This window comes from Kocuria rosea subsp. polaris (genome assembly GCF_001483755.1).
Classification (GTDB): domain Bacteria; phylum Actinomycetota; class Actinomycetes; order Actinomycetales; family Micrococcaceae; genus Kocuria; species Kocuria cellulosilytica.
Window position 1 is genome coordinate 139,002 of the sequence record NZ_LQBK01000040.1, and the last position, 19,899, is coordinate 158,900.

Below are 19,899 nucleotides of genomic sequence, written 5' to 3' on the forward strand. Positions count from 1 at the left end.
CACCGGGCCGCCACTGGGCCGCCACTGGACGTCCGCTGCGCCGCCGCCGGGCCGGCACGGGCCACAATGGGGGCGTGAAGAGTCCCCGACGCCACGGTCCCCCCGCCGGGCAGCGGCGGCCGCGGTCCCGCGGCGACCGCGGCCGGCGCGCCCTGACGGCGCTGCTCGCCGCCGGCTGCGTGGGCGTGGCGGGCTGGCTGCACCCCCACTGGGTCCCCGCGCCGGGGCCGGGCGGCGACGACCTCCCGGCAGCCCGCGTCCTACCGGCGGAGGCGCCCGCCCCGGCCGGCGCCGTGCGCCCCGACCCGGCCGCCCCCGTGCCCGGCGCCGCGGCGGTGGCCGCGGCCGTGGACCCCGCGCTCGCCGGCGCGCCCGCCGGGCGGCGCTCCGTCCTGGTGGCCGACGCGCTCACGGGGACGCCGCTGCTCGAGCGGGACCCGGACGTGCCCCTGGTCCCCGCCTCCAACCAGAAGCTCGTCACGGCGCTGTCCCTGCTCACCCACGCCGATCCCCGGCAGCGGCTGCGCACCACGGTGGTCCAGGGGCAGGAGCCGGGCACGGTGGTGCTGGTGGCGGGCGGCGACACCCTGCTGAGCCCGGGCCGCTCCGACCCGGACGCCGTGCTGGGCCGTGCCGGCGTCCGGACCCTGGCGGAGGATACGGCCCGGGCCCTCGCCGAGCGCGGGGCCGGCGGGCCCGGCACCGTGCGGTGGGACGCGAGCCTGTTCACCGGCCCGGCCCTCAACGGGGCCTGGGCCGCGGGCGACGTCGCGGCGGGGCAGATCGGGCCCGTCGCGCCCATGGCGTTCTGGTCCCACCGCGTGCCCGCGGGGGAGGGCTCCTCCGCCGCGCGGCCCGCCGACGCGGCGCGCGGCGTCGCCGAGGTCTTCGCCGCCGAGCTCGCGGCCCGGCTCGCCGCGCACGGGGTGCCGGCGCCCGTCCCCGGGGTCGAGCCCGGCCGGGCGCCCGAGGGGGCGGCCGAGCTGGCCGCCGTCGAGTCCGCGCCGCTCGGCGAGCAGGCGGGGCTGATGCTGCGGGACTCCGACAACCACCTCGCCGAGGTCCTCTCGCGGCTGGCGGCCCGGGCCGCGGACCGGCCCGCGAGCATCGCCGGCGGCCGCGCCGCCGCGGCCGAGGCGCTCGAGGCGCACGGCGTCGGCACGGCCGGCGTGGAGCTCTCCGACGCGTCCGGGATGTCCCTGGGCAACCGGATTCCCGCCCGCGCGCTGGAGCAGGTCGTGCGGGCCATGGTCACCGACCCCACCGGAGCACTGGTCCCGGGGGCCCGGGCCCTTCCGGTGGCCGGGGGCAGCGGGACCCTCGCCGACCGGTTCGACGAGGACGCCGAGCGCCCCGGGCGGGGCCTGGCGCGGGCGAAGACGGGCACGCTGAACTCCGTGGTCTCCCTCGGCGGCCACGTCACCACCGACGGAGGGCGGCTGCTGACGTTCTCCGTGCTGCTCAACGAGGTCACCGACCCGGCCGCGGCCCGGGACGCCGTGGACCGCGCGGTGGCGGCCCTGGCCCGACTGTGACGGGCCGCGGCGGGCGCTCCCAGTCGCGTGTGGTTGCATGAGGCCATGAGCGCAGCACAACGACCCCCGGTGACCCCGGAGACGGAGACCCCGGAGACGGAGGCGCCCGGGATCGTCCGGTGGGACCTCGCGGCCTCCGCCGCCGCCCGGCTCACCCCGCCGGGGCCGCGGATGTCCGCCCGGGCCATGCAGACGGCCGTGGCCTCCCTGCGCCGGCACGCCGAGGCGTCCGTGGACCACGTCCACCGGATCACCGGTCTGGAGGCCGCGCGGGACCTGCGGGACTCCACCGTGCTGGTCGTGGACCGGGCCGGCTGGTCCAAGGCCAACGCCCAGGCCTTCGAGGTGCTCATGGAGCCGGCGGTGGAGGCGCTGCGCCGGCGCCGCCCGGAGCAGTTCGGCGCGGCCGCCACCGCGCTCGGCGGCACGGCCACCGCCATGGAGATGGCCGCGGTGCTGGGGTTCCTCTCGGCGAAGGTCCTCGGCCAGTACGACCCGTACGCCGGGCTCGTCTCCGCCGTGGCCGCGCAGCGGCACCCCGGCGGACGGCTGATGCTCGTGGCGCCCAACATCCTGACGGTCGAGCGGGAGCTCAACGTCGAGCCGGAGGACTTCCGGCTGTGGGTCTGCCTGCACGAGCAGACCCACCGCGTCCAGTTCGCCGCGGCACCCTGGCTGCGGGAGCACATGATCGAGCAGATCAACGAGCTCGCGGACTCCCTCATGGGCCACGCCGAGACCCTCGGGGCGCGGCTCACGGAGGCGGTCCGGTCCCTGCCTGGGCGCGGCTCGGCGGGAGAGCCCAAGGCGTCCCTCGGCGTGGTGGGGCTGCTCATGGGAAGGCGGGAGCGGGAGGTGCTCTCCCACCTCACCGCGGTGATGAGCCTGCTCGAGGGGCACGCGAACTTCGTGATGGACGGGGTGGACGCCTCCGTGGTGCCCTCCGTGAAGACGATCCGGCGGCGCTTCGAGCGGCGCTCCGAGCTGCAGGGCAGCCTCGACCGCTTCGTCCGGCGCCTGCTCGGGATGGACGCGAAGATGCGCCAGTACAGCGACGGCCAGCAGTTCGTCTCGACCGTGGTGGCGGCCGTGGGGCTGGAGCGGTTCAACCGCATCTGGGAGGCGCCGGAGCACCTGCCCACGGAGGCGGAGATCCACGCCCCCGAGCGCTGGATCGAGCGCGTGCTGGGCCCGGCCTGAGCGCCTTCCCGGACCGGTGCCGCCACACGGGCGCCGAAAGTGTGGTAAGAAAGGCGCACCCCCGGTTGACATGCACATTCATTGAAAAAGTGACCGGAGTGACCCGCCCGTGAGGTCCCGGTCACAGCGCGACACGCGATAGGCCGGATCACCATTGTGTGACAAAATCTTTACGTGAGCACAGAGAATATCGAACAGCAGGTCAAGCTGTACGGCCAGCCCCTGTCAGAGCGCTTCGGCACGGTCGTCCAGGCCTACGGCATCACCCAGCGGCGGCTGGCCGAGGTCCTCGGCCTCTCCGCCCCGATGCTGTCGCAGCTCAACAGCGGCCGCCGGATCAAGATCGGCAACCCGGCGGTCTACGAACGCCTGGTGATGCTGGAGCAGCGCATCGGCACCCCGGACATCGAGGAGACCCTCTCCGCGGTCGAGGCGTCGCAGCCCGTGCTGTCCACCACGCAGATCCAGGCCGGCATCCACAGCGAGACCAACGCCGTGGCGGCCCTGGCCCACGTGGTCCCGCGGCACGAGCTCGAGGCGGCCCTGGACCTGCTCGGCGAGACCGCCCCGACCCTGGCCAAGGTCGTGCGCCTGGCCGTGCGGGAGTCGCAGAACCAGCAGGCCGCGAGCGACCGCGAGGACGCCCGCCGGTGACCCAGTTCGCCCGCCGCGGCCGACTGTCCCCGGACGTCGCCGCGGGGCGGCGCCGTGTGCTCGACTCCGTCCGGCGGCACGTCTCCCGGGGCTCCGGGGAGCCGCCGCTCGTGCTGGTCGCCTGCAGCGGCGGGCCGGACTCCCTCGCGCTGGCCGCCGTGGCGGCCCACTTCGCCCGGCGCGGCACGCTGCGCGTGGGCGCGGTGGTGGTCGATCACGGCCTGCAGGAGGACTCCGCGGCGGTCGCGGCGCGCACCGCCCGCACGCTCGAGCGGACCGGGCTGGGGCCCGTCGTCGTCACCGCCGTGACCGTGCGCCGGGACGCCGGCGGACCCGAGATGGCCGCCCGCACCGCCCGCTACGCGGGCATCGCGGAGGCCGTGGCCCGCACGGGCGCCGACGCCGTCCTGCTCGGCCACACCCTGGACGACCAGGCGGAGTCCGTGCTGCTGGGCCTCGCCCGCGGCTCCGGCACCCGCTCGCTGGCCGGGATGCCGCCCGTGCGCGAGCTCGACGGCGTCACCTACCTCCGTCCGTTCCTGGACCTCTCCCGCGAACAGACCCTGCAGATCTGCGCCGCCGAGCAGCTCGAGCCCTGGCACGACCCCACGAACCGGGACACCACCCTGATGCGCTCGCGGGTCCGCCACCGCGTGCTCCCGCTGCTGGAGGACGAGCTCGGCCCCGGCCTGGCCCGCGCGCTGGCCCGCTCGGCGGCGATCCTCGGCCCGGACGCGGACTACCTCGAGGGCGCGGCGGCCGAGCTGCTCGAGCGCGCCCGCGCCGCGGCCCCGGCGCTGCCCGGCTCCCTGGCCCTCGACCTCGCCGCGCTCCGGGCCGCGCACCCCGCGCTGCGCCGCCGCGCCCTGTCGGCCGCCGTGGTCGCCGCCGGCGGGCAGACCCCCGCCTACGAGCGGCTCGGCGCGCTGGACGAGTTCGCCGCGGGGCACGGCGCCGCGGGGCCCGTGCAGATGGCGGGTAAGGTGTCCGTGTGGCGCCGCCGCCCGGCGGCGGGCACTCGTGGCCCGGGGCACCTGGAGCTCGTCCGCCCGCGGCCCGCGGTCCCCGCGAGCGCCACCCGACCCGCATCCGCATCGTACGAGGAGCGCCGTGAAGGCTGAGGACGTCCAGGGGGATCTCACCGAGGTCCTGTACACCAAGGAAGAGATCGACACGAGGATCGCCGAGCTCGCGGCGGCCGTGGACGCCGACTACCGGGGCCGGGACGTCCTGCTCGTGGGCGTGCTCAAGGGCGCGGTGATGGTCATGGCGGACCTGTGCCGGGCGCTCCAGGGCCAGTACCCCATGGACTGGATGGCCGTGTCCTCCTACGGCTCCGGGACCAAGTCCTCGGGCGTGGTCCGCATCCTGAAGGACCTCGACACCGACCTCACGGGGCGGGACGTGCTCATCGTCGAGGACATCATCGACTCCGGTCTGACCCTGTCCTGGCTGCGGGCCAACCTGGAGTCCCGCGGCACCGCCTCGGTGGAGATCTGCGCGCTGCTGCGCAAGCCGGAGGCGGCGAAGACGTCCATCGACGTCAAGTACGTGGGCTGGGACATCCCCAACGAGTTCGTCGTGGGCTACGGGCTCGACTACGCGGAGAAGTACCGCAACCTCGACTGCATCGCGACCCTGGCCCCCCACGTCTACGAGTGAGCCGGGGCCCCGGCAGGCGTCCCGCGGCGGTTCCCGGGCGGGCTGTCCGCTGACAGGGAACTCCCGGCCCGTCCGGGGCGGGAGCCGGAGTCCGGGCTGTACATTGTAGGTCTGCGTCCCCTGGACCCCCGGCCCTGGGCGGGCCCCGGCTCGAGGGGGCCGGACAACCATCCACGGGAGGATCAGCGGCTTGGCCACGGCGAAAAAACCCAACAACTTCTTCAGAGGACCCTGGTTCTGGGTCCTGCTGGCCGCTCTGATCCTGTTCCCCCTGGTCGGCACGCTGACCACGGGCTCCTCCGGGCGCGTGGACACCAACGTCGGGCTGCAGCTGCTCCGGGACGGCCAGGTCTCCGAGGCCAAGATCTACGACGGCCAGCAGAAGGTCGAGCTCCAGCTGGAGGAGGACCTCTCCCTCGACGGCCGGGACCTCGGGCGCAGCGTGGAGTTCTACTACGTCACCCCGCGCGGGGAAGAGGTCGTCGACGCGATGAACGCGGCGGACCTCGAGGGGTTCACGGACCAGCCCGTCGAGTCGAACTGGTTCACGAACCTCCTCGGCTTCATGCTCCCGTTCCTGATCATCCTGGCCATCTTCTGGTTCGTGTTCTCCCGGATGCAGGGCGGCGGGTCCCAGGTGATGCGCTTCGGCCGCTCGAAGGCCAAGATGTTCGACAAGGACAACCCCACGGTGACCTTCGCCGACGTCGCCGGCGCCGACGAGGCCGTGCAGGAGCTCGACGAGATCAAGCAGTTCCTGGTGGAGCGCGAGCGCTTCACCGCCCTCGGCGCGAAGGTGCCCAAGGGCGTGCTGCTCTACGGTCCGCCCGGCACCGGCAAGACCCTGCTCGCGCGGGCGGTGGCGGGTGAGGCCGGTGTCCCGTTCTTCTCGATCTCGGGCTCCGACTTCGTGGAGATGTTCGTGGGCGTGGGCGCCTCGCGGGTGCGCGACCTGTTCCAGCAGGCCAAGGAGAACGCGCCCGCCATCATCTTCGTGGACGAGATCGACGCCGTGGGCCGCCAGCGCGGCGCAGGCATGGGCGGGGGCAACGACGAGCGCGAGCAGACCCTCAACCAGCTGCTCGTCGAGATGGACGGCTTCGACGCCACGACCAACGTCATCCTGATCGCCGCGACCAACCGACCGGACGTTCTCGACCCCGCCCTGCTGCGCCCGGGGCGCTTCGACCGGCAGATCGGCGTGGACGCACCGGACATGAAGGGCCGCCTGCAGATCCTCCGGGTGCACTCCCAGGGCAAGCCGCTCGCGGACAACGTGGACCTCGCCGCCGTGGCCAAGCGCACCCCCGGCTTCACGGGCGCGGAGCTCGCCAACGTGATGAACGAGGCGGCCCTGCTGACCGCCCGCTCCCACGCCCAGCTCATCGACGACCGCGCCGTGGACGAGGCGATCGACCGCGTGATCGCCGGCCCGCAGAAGCGCAGCCGGATCATGAAGGAGCTCGAGCGCAAGGTCACCGCCTACCACGAGGGCGGGCACGCGCTCGTGGCCGCGGCCCTGCGCAACACGGACCCGGTCACGAAGATCACGATCCTGCCCCGCGGCCGGGCCCTGGGCTACACCATGGTCATGCCCATGGACGACAAGTACTCGACCACCCGCAACGAGCTGCTCGACCAGATGGCCTACGCCATGGGCGGGCGCGCGGCGGAGGAGATCGTGTTCCGGGACCCCTCCACCGGTGCTTCCAACGACATCCAGAAGGCCACCGACACGGCCCGCAAGATGGTCACCCAGTACGGCATGAGCGCCCGCGTGGGCTCGATCAAGCTCGGCGGGGACAGCTCCGAGCCGTTCCTCGGCCGGGACGCCGCCGGCTCCGGCCGGGAGTACTCCGAGCGCACCGCCGCGATCGTGGACGAGGAGGTGCGGGCCCTGCTCGAGCAGGCCCACGACGAGGCGCACGCGATCCTGATGGACAACCGTCCCGTCCTCGACCGGCTCGCCCTCGAGCTGCTCGAGAAGGAGACGCTCAACGAGGCGCAGATCGCCGACATCTTCCACGACATCCGCAAGCGGGACCTGCGGCCCGTGTGGCTGTCCAAGGACACCCGCCCGCTCTCCGAGGACCCGCCGGTGGTCACGCAGGCCGAGCGCGAGGAGGCCCGCCGGATCCACGCACAGGACCCCGCCACGCTGGCCCCGCAGGACCAGGCGGCCGCCGCCAAGCCGGAGCACCCCCTCGAGGTCCCCGAGCGCGGGCACTCGGTGCCGCCGGAGGAGGGCGCGAGCTCCTCGAGCAGCACCCGGACCACCCCGGCGCCGGGCACGGACTGAACCGGCCTAGGATGGAGCGACAGCCGGTCGCGTCCGCCGACCCCCGTTCCGCCCGGCAGACCCGGTCGATCCCGAAGGAGGGCGCGTTGCCCCACGAGGCCCGCACGAAGCAGACGACCGCGCACGACCCGCGCGCGGAGGCGTTCGAGCCGCCGTACCCCGACCCCGCCCCCGCGCTGGAGGCCGGCGCCGGCGCGGTGGACCAGCCCCGGGTGGCCGCGGCCGTGCGGGAGCTGCTGCTGGCGATCGGCGAGGACCCCGACCGGGACGGGCTGCAGGGCACCCCGGGGCGCGTGGCGCGGGCGTACGCGGAGATGTTCGCGGGACTGCACCAGGACCCCGCCGAGGTGCTCGGGACCACCTTCGACATCGGCCACTCCGAGATGGTCCTGGTGAAGGACATCGCCTTCTACTCGACCTGCGAGCACCACCTCGTCCCGTTCCACGGCCACGCCCACGTGGGCTACATCCCCGGCCACGACGGGATGGTCACGGGTCTGAGCAAGCTCGCCCGCCTCGTGGACCTCTACGCGCGCCGGCCCCAGGTCCAGGAGCGGCTGACCACCCAGATCGTGGAGGCCATCGTGGAGCACCTCCAGCCGGCCGGGGTGATCGTGGTGATCGAGTGCGAGCACCTGTGCATGTCCATGCGGGGCGTGCGCAAGCCCGGCGCGATGACCGTGACCTCGGCCGTGCGCGGCCAGCTGCGCGAGACCGCCACCCGCGCCGAGGCGATGAGCCTCATCCTGGGGCGCTGAGCACGTGCCGACCCCTCGCCGCACCGACCCCGCGCACCGGCCCCCGGGCTGGGGCTCCTTCGAGGGCCTGCCCACCGGGCGCACGCTGGTCATGGGCATCCTCAACGTCACCCCCGACTCCTTCAGCGACGGCGGGGAGCACGCCGGGCACGAGGCCGCGATCGCGCACGGGCTGCGCATGATGGCCGAGGGCGCCGACATCGTGGACGTCGGGGGCGAGTCCACGCGGCCCGGCTCCGAGCGGGTCGACCCCGCCGAGGAGCGGCGCCGGATCCTGCCCGTGGTCGAGGCCCTCGCCGCCGCGGGGGCGGTGCTCAGCGTCGACACGCTCCACGCCGCGACCGCCGAGGCCGTCCTGGACGCCGGCGCGCACATCGTCAACGACGTCTCGGGACTCGCCGCCGGCCAGGAGATGATCGACCTGGTCGCCGAGCGGCAGGCGCCCTACGTCCTCATGCACGCCCGGGGGCTGCCCGACGTGCAGGACTCCCGGGCCGTCTACGACGACGTCGCCGGGGAGGTGCTCGGGGAGCTCGGGGCGCTGCGGGAGCGCTGCCTGGCCGCCGGCCTGGCCCCCGAGCGGCTGGTCCTGGACCCCGGGCTGGGCTTCGACAAGCGGGGGGCGCAGAACTGGGAGCTGCTCCGGGCGCTGCCGCGCTTCACGGCCGGAGGCCACAAGGTGCTCGTGGCCGCGTCCCGCAAGCGATTCCTCGGCACCCTGCTCGAGCAGGACGGGGTGCCGCGCCCGGCCGCCGGGCGGGACGCGGCCACGGCCGCGATCAGCGCGCTCTCCGCGCACGCGGGCGCGTGGTGCGTGCGCGTCCACGACGTGCGCGCGAGCGCCGACGCCGTGGCCGCCGCGCACGCCTGGCGCGGCGTCGAGCCGGCGCTCCTGCGCCCCGCCGCGGGCACCGGCACGGACTCCGGCGCGGGCACCGTCGCGGACTCCGGCGCGGGCGCCGGCGCGCCGGCCGCGGGATCCCCGGGAGCGCACCGGTGAACCGGGCGCCGCAGGAGGGCCCGGATGCCGCCCGGGTGCGCGCCGGGGACCGGGCGGGCCGCCAGCACGTGCCGGCGTCCTCCACGCGGTCCCCCGACCGCCGCGACCGGATCAACCTCCTGGGGGTCGGCGCGGTGGGCTACCACGGGGTCTTCGACCAGGAGAAGCGCAGCGGGCAGCCCTTCTTCGTGGACCTGGTCATGTACCTGGACCTGTCCGCGGCGGGGGCCTCGGACGACGTCGCCCTGACCGCCCACTACGGCGAGGTCGCCGAGGAGGTGCGGGACATCGTCATCGGCCCCAGCGTCAACCTGCTCGAGACCCTGGCCGACCGCATCGCCCGGCGGCTGCTCGAGCGCTTCCCGCTCGAGGCGGTGGAGGTCACCGTGCACAAGCCCAAGGCGCCCATCGAGGTGACGTTCTCCGACGTGTCCGTGACGATCTACCGGGAGCGCTGAGATGGGCACCCTGGCCGTCCTCGCCCTCGGCGCCAATCTCGGCGACCGGGAGGCCACCCTGCGCCGGGCCGCCCTCGACCTGGCCGCCCACCCGCGGATCACCCTGACCCGAGCCTCGCCCATCGTGCGCTCCAAGCCGGTCGGCGGACCGGCCGGGCAGGGGGACTACCTCAACGCCGTCGTGGAGGTGGAGACCGACCTGAGCCCCTTCGGGCTGCTCCGGGCCTGCCAGGAGGTGGAGGAGCGCCACCACCGCACCCGGACCCAGCGGTGGGGTCCGCGCACCCTCGACGTCGACATCGTGGTCTACGGCGACCTCCGCCTGGACGAGCCGGACCTCACCGTGCCGCACCTGCGCGCCGCCTCCCGCGCGTTCGTGCTCGTCCCGTGGGCCCTCATGGACCCCGGCGCGACGCTCGAGGGGCGCAGCGTCGCCGAACTGGCCCGCCGGGCGGGCGACCTCGGGGGCCTCGGGCCGGACACGACCCCCCTGCTGGGCGAGCTCCCCGCCCCCGGTGGGGACGAGGACTGAGGAGGAGCCGCCGTGCACGTGCTCACGGTCCCCGCGCTGCTGATGTGCGCGGCCGCCGCCGGCGCCGTCGGCTGGACCGCGAACCGGCTGTCCACCGGAGCGGGCGGGCCGCTGCTGATCCTGCCCTGGGCCTCGCTCGCGGCCCTCGCCGCGGTCGCCGCGGCGCTGCTGGTGCTCGGCGTGCGGGTCAAGCGGCACCAGGAGGGGGCGCACCCGGAGCACTTCGACCCGCTGGTCGCGGCCCGCACCGCGGCCGGCGCGCAGGCCGTGGCCTGGGCGGGGGCGATGCTGACGGGCTGGCACGCCGCCGTCGCCGTCGAGCAGGCGGCCCTCGTGGCCGTGCGCTCCGACCAGGGACCGCTCTGGGCCAGCCTGGTCCACGCCGCGGCCGGGCTCGTCCTCGTGCTGGTGGGCTGGATCGTGGAGGGCTTCTGCAAACTGCCGCCCGACGATCCCGACGCGGAGGAGAGCGCCGAGTACGGTAGGGGACGGCAGAAGGAGCGCCCCGAGGGAGAAGGTGGTTATGCGCGAGAGATCCGCCCCCGGGCCCGTCGGCGGCCCCGGGGCCGCGACGTCCGGTGACCGGGTGCCCCTGCGCAACCCCGCGATCGACCCCGAGGGCCTGGCCTGGACCCGGGTCTCGCCCCGGCACCTCACCGTGGTGGTCCTCTCCACCCTCCTCTCCACCCTGTTCTGGCTCGTGGCCCTGGGCTGGCCGGCGGTGCTGGCGGCCACGGGCGTCTGGGGCGGCGCCCCCCTGGGGCTGCTGCTGCTCCCGCCCGGGGCCGCCCTCGCGGCCGGCCTGCTCTCCGTGCTCCTGGCCCCGCGCCGGGTCCGGGCGATCGGCTACGCCGAGCGCGGCGAGGACCTGCTCGTGCGGCGGGGCCTGCTCTACCAGCGGGTCACGATCATCCCCTACGGGCGGATGCAGTACGTGGACGTGTCGGTCTCCCCGCTGCAGCGCAGCTTCGGCCTGGCCACCGTGAAGCTGCACACCGCCGCCGTGGGCAGCCACGCCGAGATCCCCGGCGTGGAGCACGCCGAGGCGTCCCGGCTGCGCGAGCGGCTCACCGCGCGCGGCGAGGCCCTCCTGGCGGTCCTGTGAGCGCTGCGCCCGCCCCCGCGGCGGCTCCGCAGTGGCACCGTGTCCACCCGCTGACGCCGGTGGTCAAGGGGTGGCTCGCGATGCTCGTGATCGCGGGGGCCGTCGTCAACATCCTCCTCGACGACTTCCTCAACGCCGTCCTCGGCCGCGGGGCCGCCGGGCCGCCCCAGGACTTCGACCCCGCCCGGATGGGCGCCGTCTTCTGGTGGGCGCTGGCCGGGCTCGTGCTCGTCGTGCTCCTCCTGTTCGCGGCGGCCGTGCTGGTCTCCTGGTGGTTCACCCGCTACCAGGTGACCCCCGAGCACGTGCGGATCCGCTCCGGGGTGCTCTTCCGGCAGGAGCGCCAGGCCCGGCTGGACCGGGTGCAGGCCATCGACATCCACCGCCCGTTCCTGCCCCGGCTGCTGGGGCTGGCGGAGCTGAAGTTCGAGGTCGCGGACGCCGGGCAGTCGGCGGTGTCCCTGTCCTACCTCACCCACCCCCAGGCCCGTGCGCTGCGCGGCGAGCTGCTGGGCCGGCTCGGCCTGGCCGCCCCGGGGCGGACCCCCGCACCCCCCGTGCCCGGCGCGCCCGTGCGGCGGCCCGCGCCCTGGGCGGTGACGGGCGACCAGGAGCGCCCAGTGCTCGGGGTGCCGGTGCCGCGGCTGATCGGCTCCGTGCTCGCCTCGGGCTCCGCCGTCGCCCTGGCCGTGCTGCTGGCCGCCGCACCGGTCGCCCTCCTGGTCGACTCCCGCACCGGGCCGGCAATGCTGGCGGCCTGGCTGCCCGGGCTGCTCAGCTTCGGGGCCATCTCCTACCGCCGCGTGGAGCAGGGCTGGTCCTTCCGGCTGCTGCGCGTCCCCGAGGGCATGCGCGTGCGCTACGGCCTGTTCGACGTCCGCTCCCAGACCGTCCCCGCCGGGCGGATCCAGGCGCTGGGCGTGGACCAGCCGCTGCTCTGGCGGCCCTTCGGCTGGTACCGGGTGCGGGTCAACGTGGCCGGCTACGGCCCCGCGGCGGGGGAGAGCGACGTCATGCGCTCCACCCTGCTGCCCGTCGGCACCCTCCCGCAGGTGCACCAGGTCCTGCACCTGGCGCTGCCCGGCGCCCGGGACGGGGACCTACCGGACCTGCTGCGGGAGGGCCTGCACGGTTCGGGCGCGCAGGGCCGGTTCACCACCTCCCCGCGCCGGGCCCGGTGGCTCGACCCCCTGGTGCACCGCCGGACCGGCTTCGCCGCGACCGGCGACGTCCTCGCCGTGCGCTCCGGGCGGTTGAGCCGGCACACCGCGGTGCTGCCCCACGAGAAGACGCAGTCGGTGGCCGTGAGCCAGGGACCGCTCGAGCGGGCCCTGGGCCTCGCCGACGTCCACCTGCACTCCACGCCGGGGCCCGTGACCGTGGTGGTCCCGCACCTCGACACCGGGGACGCCCGGGCGCTCGCCGCCGCCCAGGCGGTGCACGCGGCCGGTGCCCGTAGACTGGCCGACGGCCCGAGCGACCCCCGGAACCACCCGCAGGAGAGAGCATGACCCATCCGTCCGAGCGCCCCGGACGCCTCGGCGTCGGGGTCGTCAGCGCCGGGAAGGTGGGCGCCGTCCTGGGGGCCGCGCTGCGCGCCGCCGGCCACGCCGTGGTCGGCGTGAACGCCGTCTCCGAGGCCAGCCGGGACCGGGCCGAGGCCCTCCTGCCCGGGGTGCCCGTCCTCGACGTCCCGGCCGTGCTCGAGCGCGCGGAGCTCGTGCTGCTCGCGGTGCCCGACGACGAGCTGCCGGGGCTCGTGCAGGGCCTCGCCGACGCCGGGCTGTGGCAGGCCGGCCAGCTCGTGGTGCACACCGCGGGCCGCTGGGGCACCGGTGTGCTGGAGCCGGCCCGCCGGCTCGGGGCGATCCCGCTGGCGATCCACCCGGCGATGACGTTCACGGGCATGAGCCTGGACCTGGCCCGGCTGAGCGACTGTTCGTTCGGGATCACGGCCCCGGCCCCGGTGCTCCCCATCGCCCAGGCGCTGGTGGTCGAGATGGGCGCCGAGCCCGTGGTGGTCGCGGAGGGCGACCGCGCGCTGTACCACGCCGCCCTCGCCCACGGCGCCAACCACCTGATGACCGTCGCGGGCCAGTCCATGCAGGTGCTCCGGGACATCGGGGTGGAGCACCCCGCCCGCACGGTCGGGCCCCTGCTGCGGGCGACCCTGGACAACGCCCTGGCCGCGGGGGAGTCGGCGCTGACCGGTCCCGTGTCCCGCGGCGACGCGGGGACCGTGGCCGCCCACCGGGACGCCCTCGACGAGTACGCGCACGGCCACGGCGGCGACGACGTCCTGCTGGCCTACCTGGACCTCGCCCGCGTCACCGCCCGTCGCGCCCTGGACCGCGGGCTGCTGGACCGCCCGCGCTACGACGCCGTGCTCGCCGCCCTCGAGCTCACCCACGGCACCGACGGCACCGACGGAGAGGACACCCCGTGAGCGAGCCCACCACCGTGCCCCGCGTCTGCCGGGGCATCGACGAGTTCCGGACAGCCCTCGCCGACCGGCTCGGCGCGGTGCCGCAGCAGCCGTCGCTGGGGCTCGTGCCCACCATGGGCGCCCTGCACGAGGGGCACGGGCACCTGGTGCGCCTCGCCCGGCAGGAGAACGCCGTGGTCGCGGTCTCGGTCTTCGTCAATCCGCTGCAGTTCGGCCCGGACGAGGACCTCGAGCGCTACCCGCGCACCCTCGAGGCCGACGTCGAGCTGCTCTCCCGGTTCGGGGCCGACCTCGTGTTCGCCCCGTCCGAGGCGGAGATGTACCCGGACGGGGAACCCCTCGTGCGCGTCACCTCCGGCCGGCTCGGCTCCGTGCTCGACGGCGCGAGCCGCCCCGGCCACTTCGACGGCGCCCTGACGGTGGTCAACAAGCTCCTCAACATCACCGCTCCGCCCGTGCCGGCCGCGTTCCGGGCGTACTTCGGGGAGAAGGACGCCCAGCAGCTGCTCCTCGTGCGCCGGATGGTCGCCGACTTCGACCTGCCCGTCACCGTGCGGGCCGTGCCCATCGTGCGCGACGACGACGGGCTCGCCCTGTCCTCCCGCAACCGCTACCTCGACGCCGCGCAGCGCCGGGCCGCGCTGGTGCTCCCGCGCACGCTCCGTGCCCTCGCCGCCGGGGAGCTGGACCTCGGGGCCGCCCGGCGGCGGATCGACGCCGAGGACCTGGTCCGGCTCGACTACCTCGTCGTCGTCGACCCCCGCACCCTGGCGCCGGTCGAGCCGGCGCCCGGCGCCCTCGCCCTCGTGGCGGCCCACGTGGGCGGCACCCGGCTGATCGACAACCTCGTGCTCTGAGCCGCCCGGCCGGGATTTGACCCCTCCCGTTATCCTGGACAACTGTGACCAACGCGCAGAACACCTCCCCGACCGCCCAGGACGAGGCCGAGCAGGCCGAGCTCTCGGACCAGATGCAGTTCCGGCTCGCCAAGCGCGCCCGGCTGCTCGACTCGGGCCGGGAGGCCTACCCCGTGGGCGTGGAGCGCACGCACACCCTCGCCGAGGTGCGGCAGGCCCACGGCCACCTCGAGCCCGGCGAGGAGACCGGCCGGTTCGTCGGCGTGGCCGGGCGCGTGGTCTTCGTGCGCAACACCGGCAAGCTGTGCTTCGCGACCCTCCAGGAGGGGGACGGCACCCGGCTGCAGGTCATGCTCTCCCTCGCGAAGGTGGGGGAGGAGTCCCTGGCCGAGTGGAAGTCCCTCGTGGACCTCGGCGACTTCGTGGCCGTGCACGGCGAGGTGATCGCCTCCCGCCGCGGCGAGCTCTCCGTCATGGCCGACACCTGGTCCATGGCCTCGAAGGCGATCCGGCCCCTGCCCACGCTGCACAACGAGCTCAGCGAGGAGACCCGGGTGCGCCGGCGCTACCTCGACCTGATCGTCCGGCCCGAGGCCCGCGAGGTGGTCGTGCAGCGGGCGCGGATCATCCAGACGGTGCGCAACGTCCTGGTGGCCCGCGGCTACGTGGAGATCGAGACGCCCATCCTGCAGCTCGTGCACGGCGGGGCCACGGCCCGGCCGTTCGAGACCCATCTCAACGCGTTCGACCAGGACATGACCCTGCGCATCGCCACGGAGCTCTACCTCAAGCGCGCCGTGGTCGGCGGGATCGAGCGGGTCTTCGAGATCGGGCGGGTCTTCCGCAACGAGGGCGTCGACTCCTCGCACAGCCCCGAGTTCACCACTCTGGAGGCCTACGAGGCCTACGCCGACCAGTTCACGATGGCCGAGCGGATCAAGGAGATCATCCTGGCGTGCGCCGACGCCCTGGGCGTCGACACCATCGAGACGGAGCGGGGCACGATCGACCTGCGCGGGGAGTGGCGCTGGCTGTCCGTCTATCCCGCCCTGTCCGAGGCCGTGGGCCAGGAGATCACCCCGCAGACGCCCGTGCCGGCCCTGCACCGGATCGCCGAGGAGCACGCGGTGGCCGTCGGCCCGATGTGGGACGCGGAGAAGTACGTGCTCGAGCTGTTCGGCGAGATCGTGGAGCCCACCCTGGTCCAGCCGACCTTCGTGTGCGACTACCCGCCCTCGGCGCAGCCCCTCGCCCGCCAGCACCGCTCCGAGCACGGGCTGATCGAGGCCTGGGACCTGATCATCGGCGGGATGGAGCGCGGCACGGCGTTCTCCGAGCTGATCGACCCCGTGGTCCAGCGCGAGCGGCTCACCGAGCAGTCCCACCGGGCCGCGGCCGGCGACGCCGAGGCCATGCGGCTCGACGAGGACTTCCTGCGCGCCCTCGAGCACGGCGCCCCGCCCATGGGCGGCCTGGGCCTCGGCCTGGACCGGCTCATCATGCTCTTCACCGACCTGGGGATCCGGGAGACCATCCTGTTCCCCCTCATGAAGCCGGAGCAGGACTGAGCCCGGGGCCGCGGCCGTGCCGCGGCCCCGCACCGTCCTCAGCCACCGCCCAGATCTCCCCGGGAGAATCGCACCCATGGAATACATCGCTGTCCTGCTGCCCTCGATCAGCATCGGCATCATCTTCTGGTTCGTCCTCCGCTGGATCTTCCGCGGCGACCGCACCGAGCGCGCCGTCGAGTCCCGCTCGCAGGAGGACGCCGAGCGCTGGTACGAGGAGCTCAAGCGGCGTGACGGCGAGGACCTGCCGTTCGGCCCTTCCCCGCGCCGTGACCGCGGGACGGATCGCTGAGCTCCTCCTGAGCTGATTCCCGGCTCTTGCCGATGAATTCGAATTGGTGCCCGGTTTGTCCGCTTTTTCGTGCTGTTGAATTCCGTGCCGGAATCGTAGGATAAACTCGACGGCGCCGGGAGTTCGTTCTCCCGGTGGTCGCCGGAATTCACGATCCGGATCAACCGGTCCGACACGGGGGAATCAGCACCGCCTCGGGGCACGCCGTTCACCGGCGCGTCCGGGGAAAGACGAGCGCCGAGAGGCGGAGGAGAGTTTCAGCTATGGCACAGACCGTGAAGATCATTCTCGAGGACGATCTCGACGGCGGACCCGCCGAGGAGACCGTGCGCTTCGGCCTCGACGGCGCGCAGTACGAGATCGATCTCTCCGAGGAGAACGCGGCCAAGCTGCGCGACGCCGTGCGGCCGTTCATCACCAAGGCCCGGCGCGCCCAGAGCAAGCAGGCGGCGAAGCAGGCCCGCCCCACCGGGAAGTCCAACCCGGACACCGCGGCCATCCGGCAGTGGGCCCGGGAGAACGGCCACCCGGTCTCCGACCGCGGCCGCATTCACCAGGACGTGCAGAAGGCGTACTACGACGCGCACCAATAAGAACGGGTCCGGCGCCGCCGAACAGGCCGCCGGGAATTAGGAGGAGGGACCGGTCCGCCGGTCCCTCCTTTTCCCTTTCCGGCGCCCCTTTCCGGTTCCGCTTTTCGGGGCGGGGAGGTCCCTGTCGGGCGCGGGCGGTTCCTGGCGGGAATTCCCGGGCATTCTTTTGATGACCTGCGCCTTTGCCGGTGCGGAAGCGAACGGCGGAAATTGTCGGGTCCCTTTCCGGGGCCGTCCGCGCCCCGGTGCACCGGTCTTCTCGCCGGTGGCGAACAGCCCCCCGTTCGTCGGTGCGGGTGCGTAGCATCGGGTGCAGACATCGACTGAGGAGTATCCATGTTCGAACGCTTCACCGACCGCGCCCGCCGGGTCGTGGTGCTGGCCCAGGAAGAGGCCAGGATGCTCAACCACAACTACATCGGCACCGAGCACCTGCTGCTCGGGCTGATCCACGAGGGCGAGGGAGTGGCCGCGAAAGCGCTCGACTCGATGGGCATCACCCTCACCGGCGCCCGCGAGCAGGTCCAGGACATCATCGGGCCGGGCCAGCAGGCCCCGTCCGGGCACATCCCCTTCACCCCGCGGGCCAAGAAGGTCCTCGAGCTCTCGCTGCGCGAGGCCCTGCAGCTCGGCCACAACTACATCGGCACCGAGCACATCCTGCTGGGCATCATCCGCGCGGGCGAGGGCGTGGCGGCGCAGGTGCTGACCAAGCTCGGCGCGGAGCCCCAGAAGGTGCGCTCCACCGTGCTGGAGCTGATCTCCGGCTACCAGGGCGGGGGCACCCCCGAGAAGGAGGGCGCCGGCGTGCGCTCGGCCGGCCAGTCCGAGGGCACGCCCGCCGGCTCGGCCGTGCTGGACCAGTTCGGCCGCAACCTCACCGCGGCGGCCCGCGAGGGCAAGCTGGACCCGGTCATCGGGCGGTTCAAGGAGATGGAGCGCGTCATGCAGATCCTCTCCCGCCGCACCAAGAACAACCCGGTGCTGATCGGTGAGCCCGGCGTGGGCAAGACCGCGGTGGTCGAGGGCCTGGCGCAGCAGATCGTGCGCGGGGACGTCCCGGAGACGCTCAAGGACAAGCACCTCTACACCCTGGACCTCGGGTCCCTCGTGGCGGGCTCCCGCTACCGCGGTGACTTCGAGGAGCGGCTCAAGAAGGTGCTCAAGGAGATCCGCACGCGCGGGGACATCATCCTGTTCATCGACGAGATCCACACTCTCGTGGGCGCCGGCGCGGCCGAGGGCGCGATCGACGCCGCCTCCATCCTGAAGCCCATGCTGGCCCGGGGCGAGCTGCAGACCATCGGCGCCACGACCCTCGACGAGTACCGCAAGCACATCGAGAAGGACGCGGCCCTCGAGCGCCGCTTCCAGCCGATCCAGGTGGACGAGCCCTCCGAGGCGCACGCCGTGGAGATCCTCAAGGGGCTGCGCGACAAGTACGAGGCGCACCACCGCGTGTCCATCTCGGACGACGCCCTCGAGGCCGCCGTGCACCTCGGCGCCCGCTACATCTCCGACCGCTTCCTGCCGGACAAGGCGATCGACCTGATCGACGAGGCCGGCGCGCGCCTGCGGATCAAGCGGATGACCGCCCCGCCGGAGATCAAGGAGCTCGACGACCGCATCACCGAGGTGAAGCGGCTCAAGGAGGCCGCGATCGACGGCCAGGACTACGAGAAGGCCGCCTCGCTGCGCGACACCGAGCAGAAGCTCATCGCGGAGCGGGACGACAAGGACCGTGCCTGGCGCGAGGGCGGCGACGAGCTCGCCGAGGTGACCCCCGAGGTCATCTCCGACGTCCTCTCCGCCTCCACGGGGGTGCCCGTCTACAAGCTCACCGAGGAGGAGACGGGCCGCCTCCTGCACATGGAGGACGAGCTGCACAAGCGCATCATCGGCCAGGACGACGCCATCAAGGCGCTCTCCCGGTCGATGCGGCGCACCCGCGCGGGGCTGAAGGACCCCAAGCGCCCGGGCGGGTCGTTCATCTTCGCCGGGCCCACGGGCGTGGGCAAGACCGAGCTCGCGAAGGCGCTGGCGGAGTTCCTGTTCGGGGACGAGGACGCCCTCATCACCCTGGACATGTCCGAGTACCAGGAGAAGCACACCGTCTCCCGGCTCTTCGGTGCCCCTCCGGGCTACGTGGGCTACGAGGAGGGCGGCCAGCTCACCGAGAAGGTGCGCCGCAAGCCGTTCTCGGTGGTGCTCTTCGACGAGGTCGAGAAGGCGCACCAGGACCTGTTCAACTCGTTGCTGCAGATCCTCGAGGACGGTCGCCTGACCGACTCGCAGGGCCGCGTGGTGGACTTCAAGAACACCGTGATCATCATGACCACGAACCTGGGCACCAAGGACATCTCCCGTGCCGTCCCCGTCGGCTTCCAGACCGGCGTGGACCCCGCGTCCAACTACGAGCGCATGCAGGCGAAGGTGCAGGACGAGCTCAAGGAGCACTTCCGGCCCGAGTTCCTCAACCGCGTGGACGAGATCATCGTCTTCCCGCAGCTCACCGAGAACGAGATCGTGCAGATCGTGGACCTGTTCGTGGCCCGGCTGCAGGAGCGGCTGCGCGACCAGGGGATGTCGATCGAGCTCTCCGACTCCGCGAAGCGGTGGGTCAGCCGCAAGGGCTACGACCCGTCCATGGGCGCCCGCCCGCTGCGCCGCACCATGCAGCGGGAGATCGAGGACCAGCTGTCCGAGAAGATCCTCTTCGGGGAGATCAGCACCGGGGAGAAGATCTTCGTGGACACCGACGGCGAGGGGGACGAGCAGAAGCTGGTCTTCTCCTCCACCCCGATGTCCGACCTCACGGGCGACGGCATGGTCGACCCGATGGGCGGTCTGGAGGACGTCGACGTCTCCCGCGGTGACGGCGAGAACCGTTCCGAGGGCTGAGCCCGTCCGACTCCACCGAGGGGCCCGCCGCGCGTCCGC

19 protein-coding genes are annotated in these 19,899 nt (G+C 73.9%); all 19 read left to right on the forward strand.

Annotated features, from left to right (window positions below; translation table 11 throughout):
• The first annotated feature begins 74 nt into the window (after window positions 1–74).
• The 19 genes from dacB to AVL61_RS15925 all read left to right on the forward strand — a co-directional run bounded on the left by dacB (window position 75) and on the right by AVL61_RS15925 (window position 19,860).
• Entirely contained in the window at window positions 75–1,535 is a 1,461-nt protein-coding gene (gene dacB, locus AVL61_RS15835; protein WP_058875277.1) for a D-alanyl-D-alanine carboxypeptidase/D-alanyl-D-alanine endopeptidase, read from the forward strand.
• 45 nt (window positions 1,536–1,580) lie between these two features.
• Window positions 1,581–2,735, forward strand: a complete 1,155-nt coding sequence (locus AVL61_RS15840; RefSeq protein WP_231738454.1) for a zinc-dependent metalloprotease — start codon at window positions 1,581–1,583, stop codon at window positions 2,733–2,735.
• A gap of 174 nt (window positions 2,736–2,909) precedes the next feature.
• Window positions 2,910–3,389: a hypothetical protein gene (locus AVL61_RS15845; protein WP_058875279.1), complete on the forward strand. Its 480-nt coding sequence runs from the start codon at window positions 2,910–2,912 to the stop codon at window positions 3,387–3,389.
• Window positions 3,386–4,510, forward strand: coding sequence for a tRNA lysidine(34) synthetase TilS (gene tilS / locus AVL61_RS15850; RefSeq protein ID WP_058875280.1), 1,125 nt, complete (start codon window positions 3,386–3,388; stop codon window positions 4,508–4,510). Before AVL61_RS15845 ends, tilS begins: the two co-directional genes overlap by 4 nt.
• The gene (gene hpt, locus AVL61_RS15855; protein WP_058875281.1) at window positions 4,500–5,051 is read left to right on the forward strand and encodes a hypoxanthine phosphoribosyltransferase; all 552 of its coding nucleotides are present in this window, start codon (window positions 4,500–4,502) and stop codon (window positions 5,049–5,051) included. The genes tilS and hpt overlap by 11 nt, the downstream gene beginning before the upstream one ends.
• Before the next feature lie 190 nt (window positions 5,052–5,241).
• Complete coding sequence (gene ftsH / locus AVL61_RS15860; RefSeq protein ID WP_058875282.1) at window positions 5,242–7,350, forward strand: ATP-dependent zinc metalloprotease FtsH; 2,109 nt, start codon at window positions 5,242–5,244, stop codon at window positions 7,348–7,350.
• An 11-nt stretch (window positions 7,351–7,361) separates the two neighbouring features.
• The gene (folE, locus tag AVL61_RS15865) at window positions 7,362–8,108 is read left to right on the forward strand and encodes a GTP cyclohydrolase I FolE (protein WP_331457134.1); all 747 of its coding nucleotides are present in this window, start codon (window positions 7,362–7,364) and stop codon (window positions 8,106–8,108) included.
• Between the two features lie 4 nt (window positions 8,109–8,112).
• The gene (gene folP / locus AVL61_RS15870; RefSeq protein WP_231738455.1) at window positions 8,113–9,108 is read left to right on the forward strand and encodes a dihydropteroate synthase; all 996 of its coding nucleotides are present in this window, start codon (window positions 8,113–8,115) and stop codon (window positions 9,106–9,108) included.
• Window positions 9,105–9,566, forward strand: a complete 462-nt coding sequence (folB, locus tag AVL61_RS15875) for a dihydroneopterin aldolase (RefSeq protein WP_082697234.1) — start codon at window positions 9,105–9,107, stop codon at window positions 9,564–9,566. Before folP ends, folB begins: the two co-directional genes overlap by 4 nt.
• 1 nt (window position 9,567) lies before the next feature.
• Complete coding sequence (gene folK / locus AVL61_RS15880) at window positions 9,568–10,098, forward strand: 2-amino-4-hydroxy-6-hydroxymethyldihydropteridine diphosphokinase (protein ID WP_058875283.1); 531 nt, start codon at window positions 9,568–9,570, stop codon at window positions 10,096–10,098.
• A gap of 12 nt (window positions 10,099–10,110) precedes the next feature.
• On the forward strand, window positions 10,111–10,680 hold the full coding sequence (locus AVL61_RS15885) for a DUF3180 domain-containing protein (protein ID WP_058875284.1): 570 nt from the start codon (window positions 10,111–10,113) through the stop codon (window positions 10,678–10,680).
• Complete coding sequence (locus AVL61_RS15890) at window positions 10,622–11,203, forward strand: PH domain-containing protein (protein ID WP_231738456.1); 582 nt, start codon at window positions 10,622–10,624, stop codon at window positions 11,201–11,203. Before AVL61_RS15885 ends, AVL61_RS15890 begins: the two co-directional genes overlap by 59 nt.
• Window positions 11,200–12,714, forward strand: a complete 1,515-nt coding sequence (locus AVL61_RS15895; RefSeq protein ID WP_157571467.1) for a PH domain-containing protein — start codon at window positions 11,200–11,202, stop codon at window positions 12,712–12,714. Before AVL61_RS15890 ends, AVL61_RS15895 begins: the two co-directional genes overlap by 4 nt.
• Window positions 12,711–13,649 (forward strand): Rossmann-like and DUF2520 domain-containing protein, encoded by a 939-nt coding sequence (locus AVL61_RS15900; protein ID WP_058875286.1) that lies wholly within the window; start codon window positions 12,711–12,713, stop codon window positions 13,647–13,649. Before AVL61_RS15895 ends, AVL61_RS15900 begins: the two co-directional genes overlap by 4 nt.
• Complete coding sequence (panC, locus tag AVL61_RS15905; RefSeq protein ID WP_058875287.1) at window positions 13,646–14,506, forward strand: pantoate--beta-alanine ligase; 861 nt, start codon at window positions 13,646–13,648, stop codon at window positions 14,504–14,506. The genes AVL61_RS15900 and panC overlap by 4 nt, the downstream gene beginning before the upstream one ends.
• A gap of 44 nt (window positions 14,507–14,550) precedes the next feature.
• Window positions 14,551–16,074: a lysine--tRNA ligase gene (lysS, locus tag AVL61_RS15910; protein ID WP_058875288.1), complete on the forward strand. Its 1,524-nt coding sequence runs from the start codon at window positions 14,551–14,553 to the stop codon at window positions 16,072–16,074.
• Window positions 16,075–16,150: 76 nt separating this feature from the next.
• Window positions 16,151–16,366 (forward strand): hypothetical protein, encoded by a 216-nt coding sequence (locus AVL61_RS15915; protein ID WP_058875289.1) that lies wholly within the window; start codon window positions 16,151–16,153, stop codon window positions 16,364–16,366.
• Between the two features lie 263 nt (window positions 16,367–16,629).
• Entirely contained in the window at window positions 16,630–16,959 is a 330-nt protein-coding gene (locus tag AVL61_RS15920; RefSeq protein WP_058875290.1) for a histone-like nucleoid-structuring protein Lsr2, read from the forward strand.
• A gap of 336 nt (window positions 16,960–17,295) precedes the next feature.
• A complete protein-coding gene (locus tag AVL61_RS15925; protein ID WP_058875291.1) occupies window positions 17,296–19,860 on the forward strand; it encodes an ATP-dependent Clp protease ATP-binding subunit in 2,565 nt (854 codons plus the stop codon).
• The last annotated feature ends 39 nt before the right edge of the window (window positions 19,861–19,899 follow it).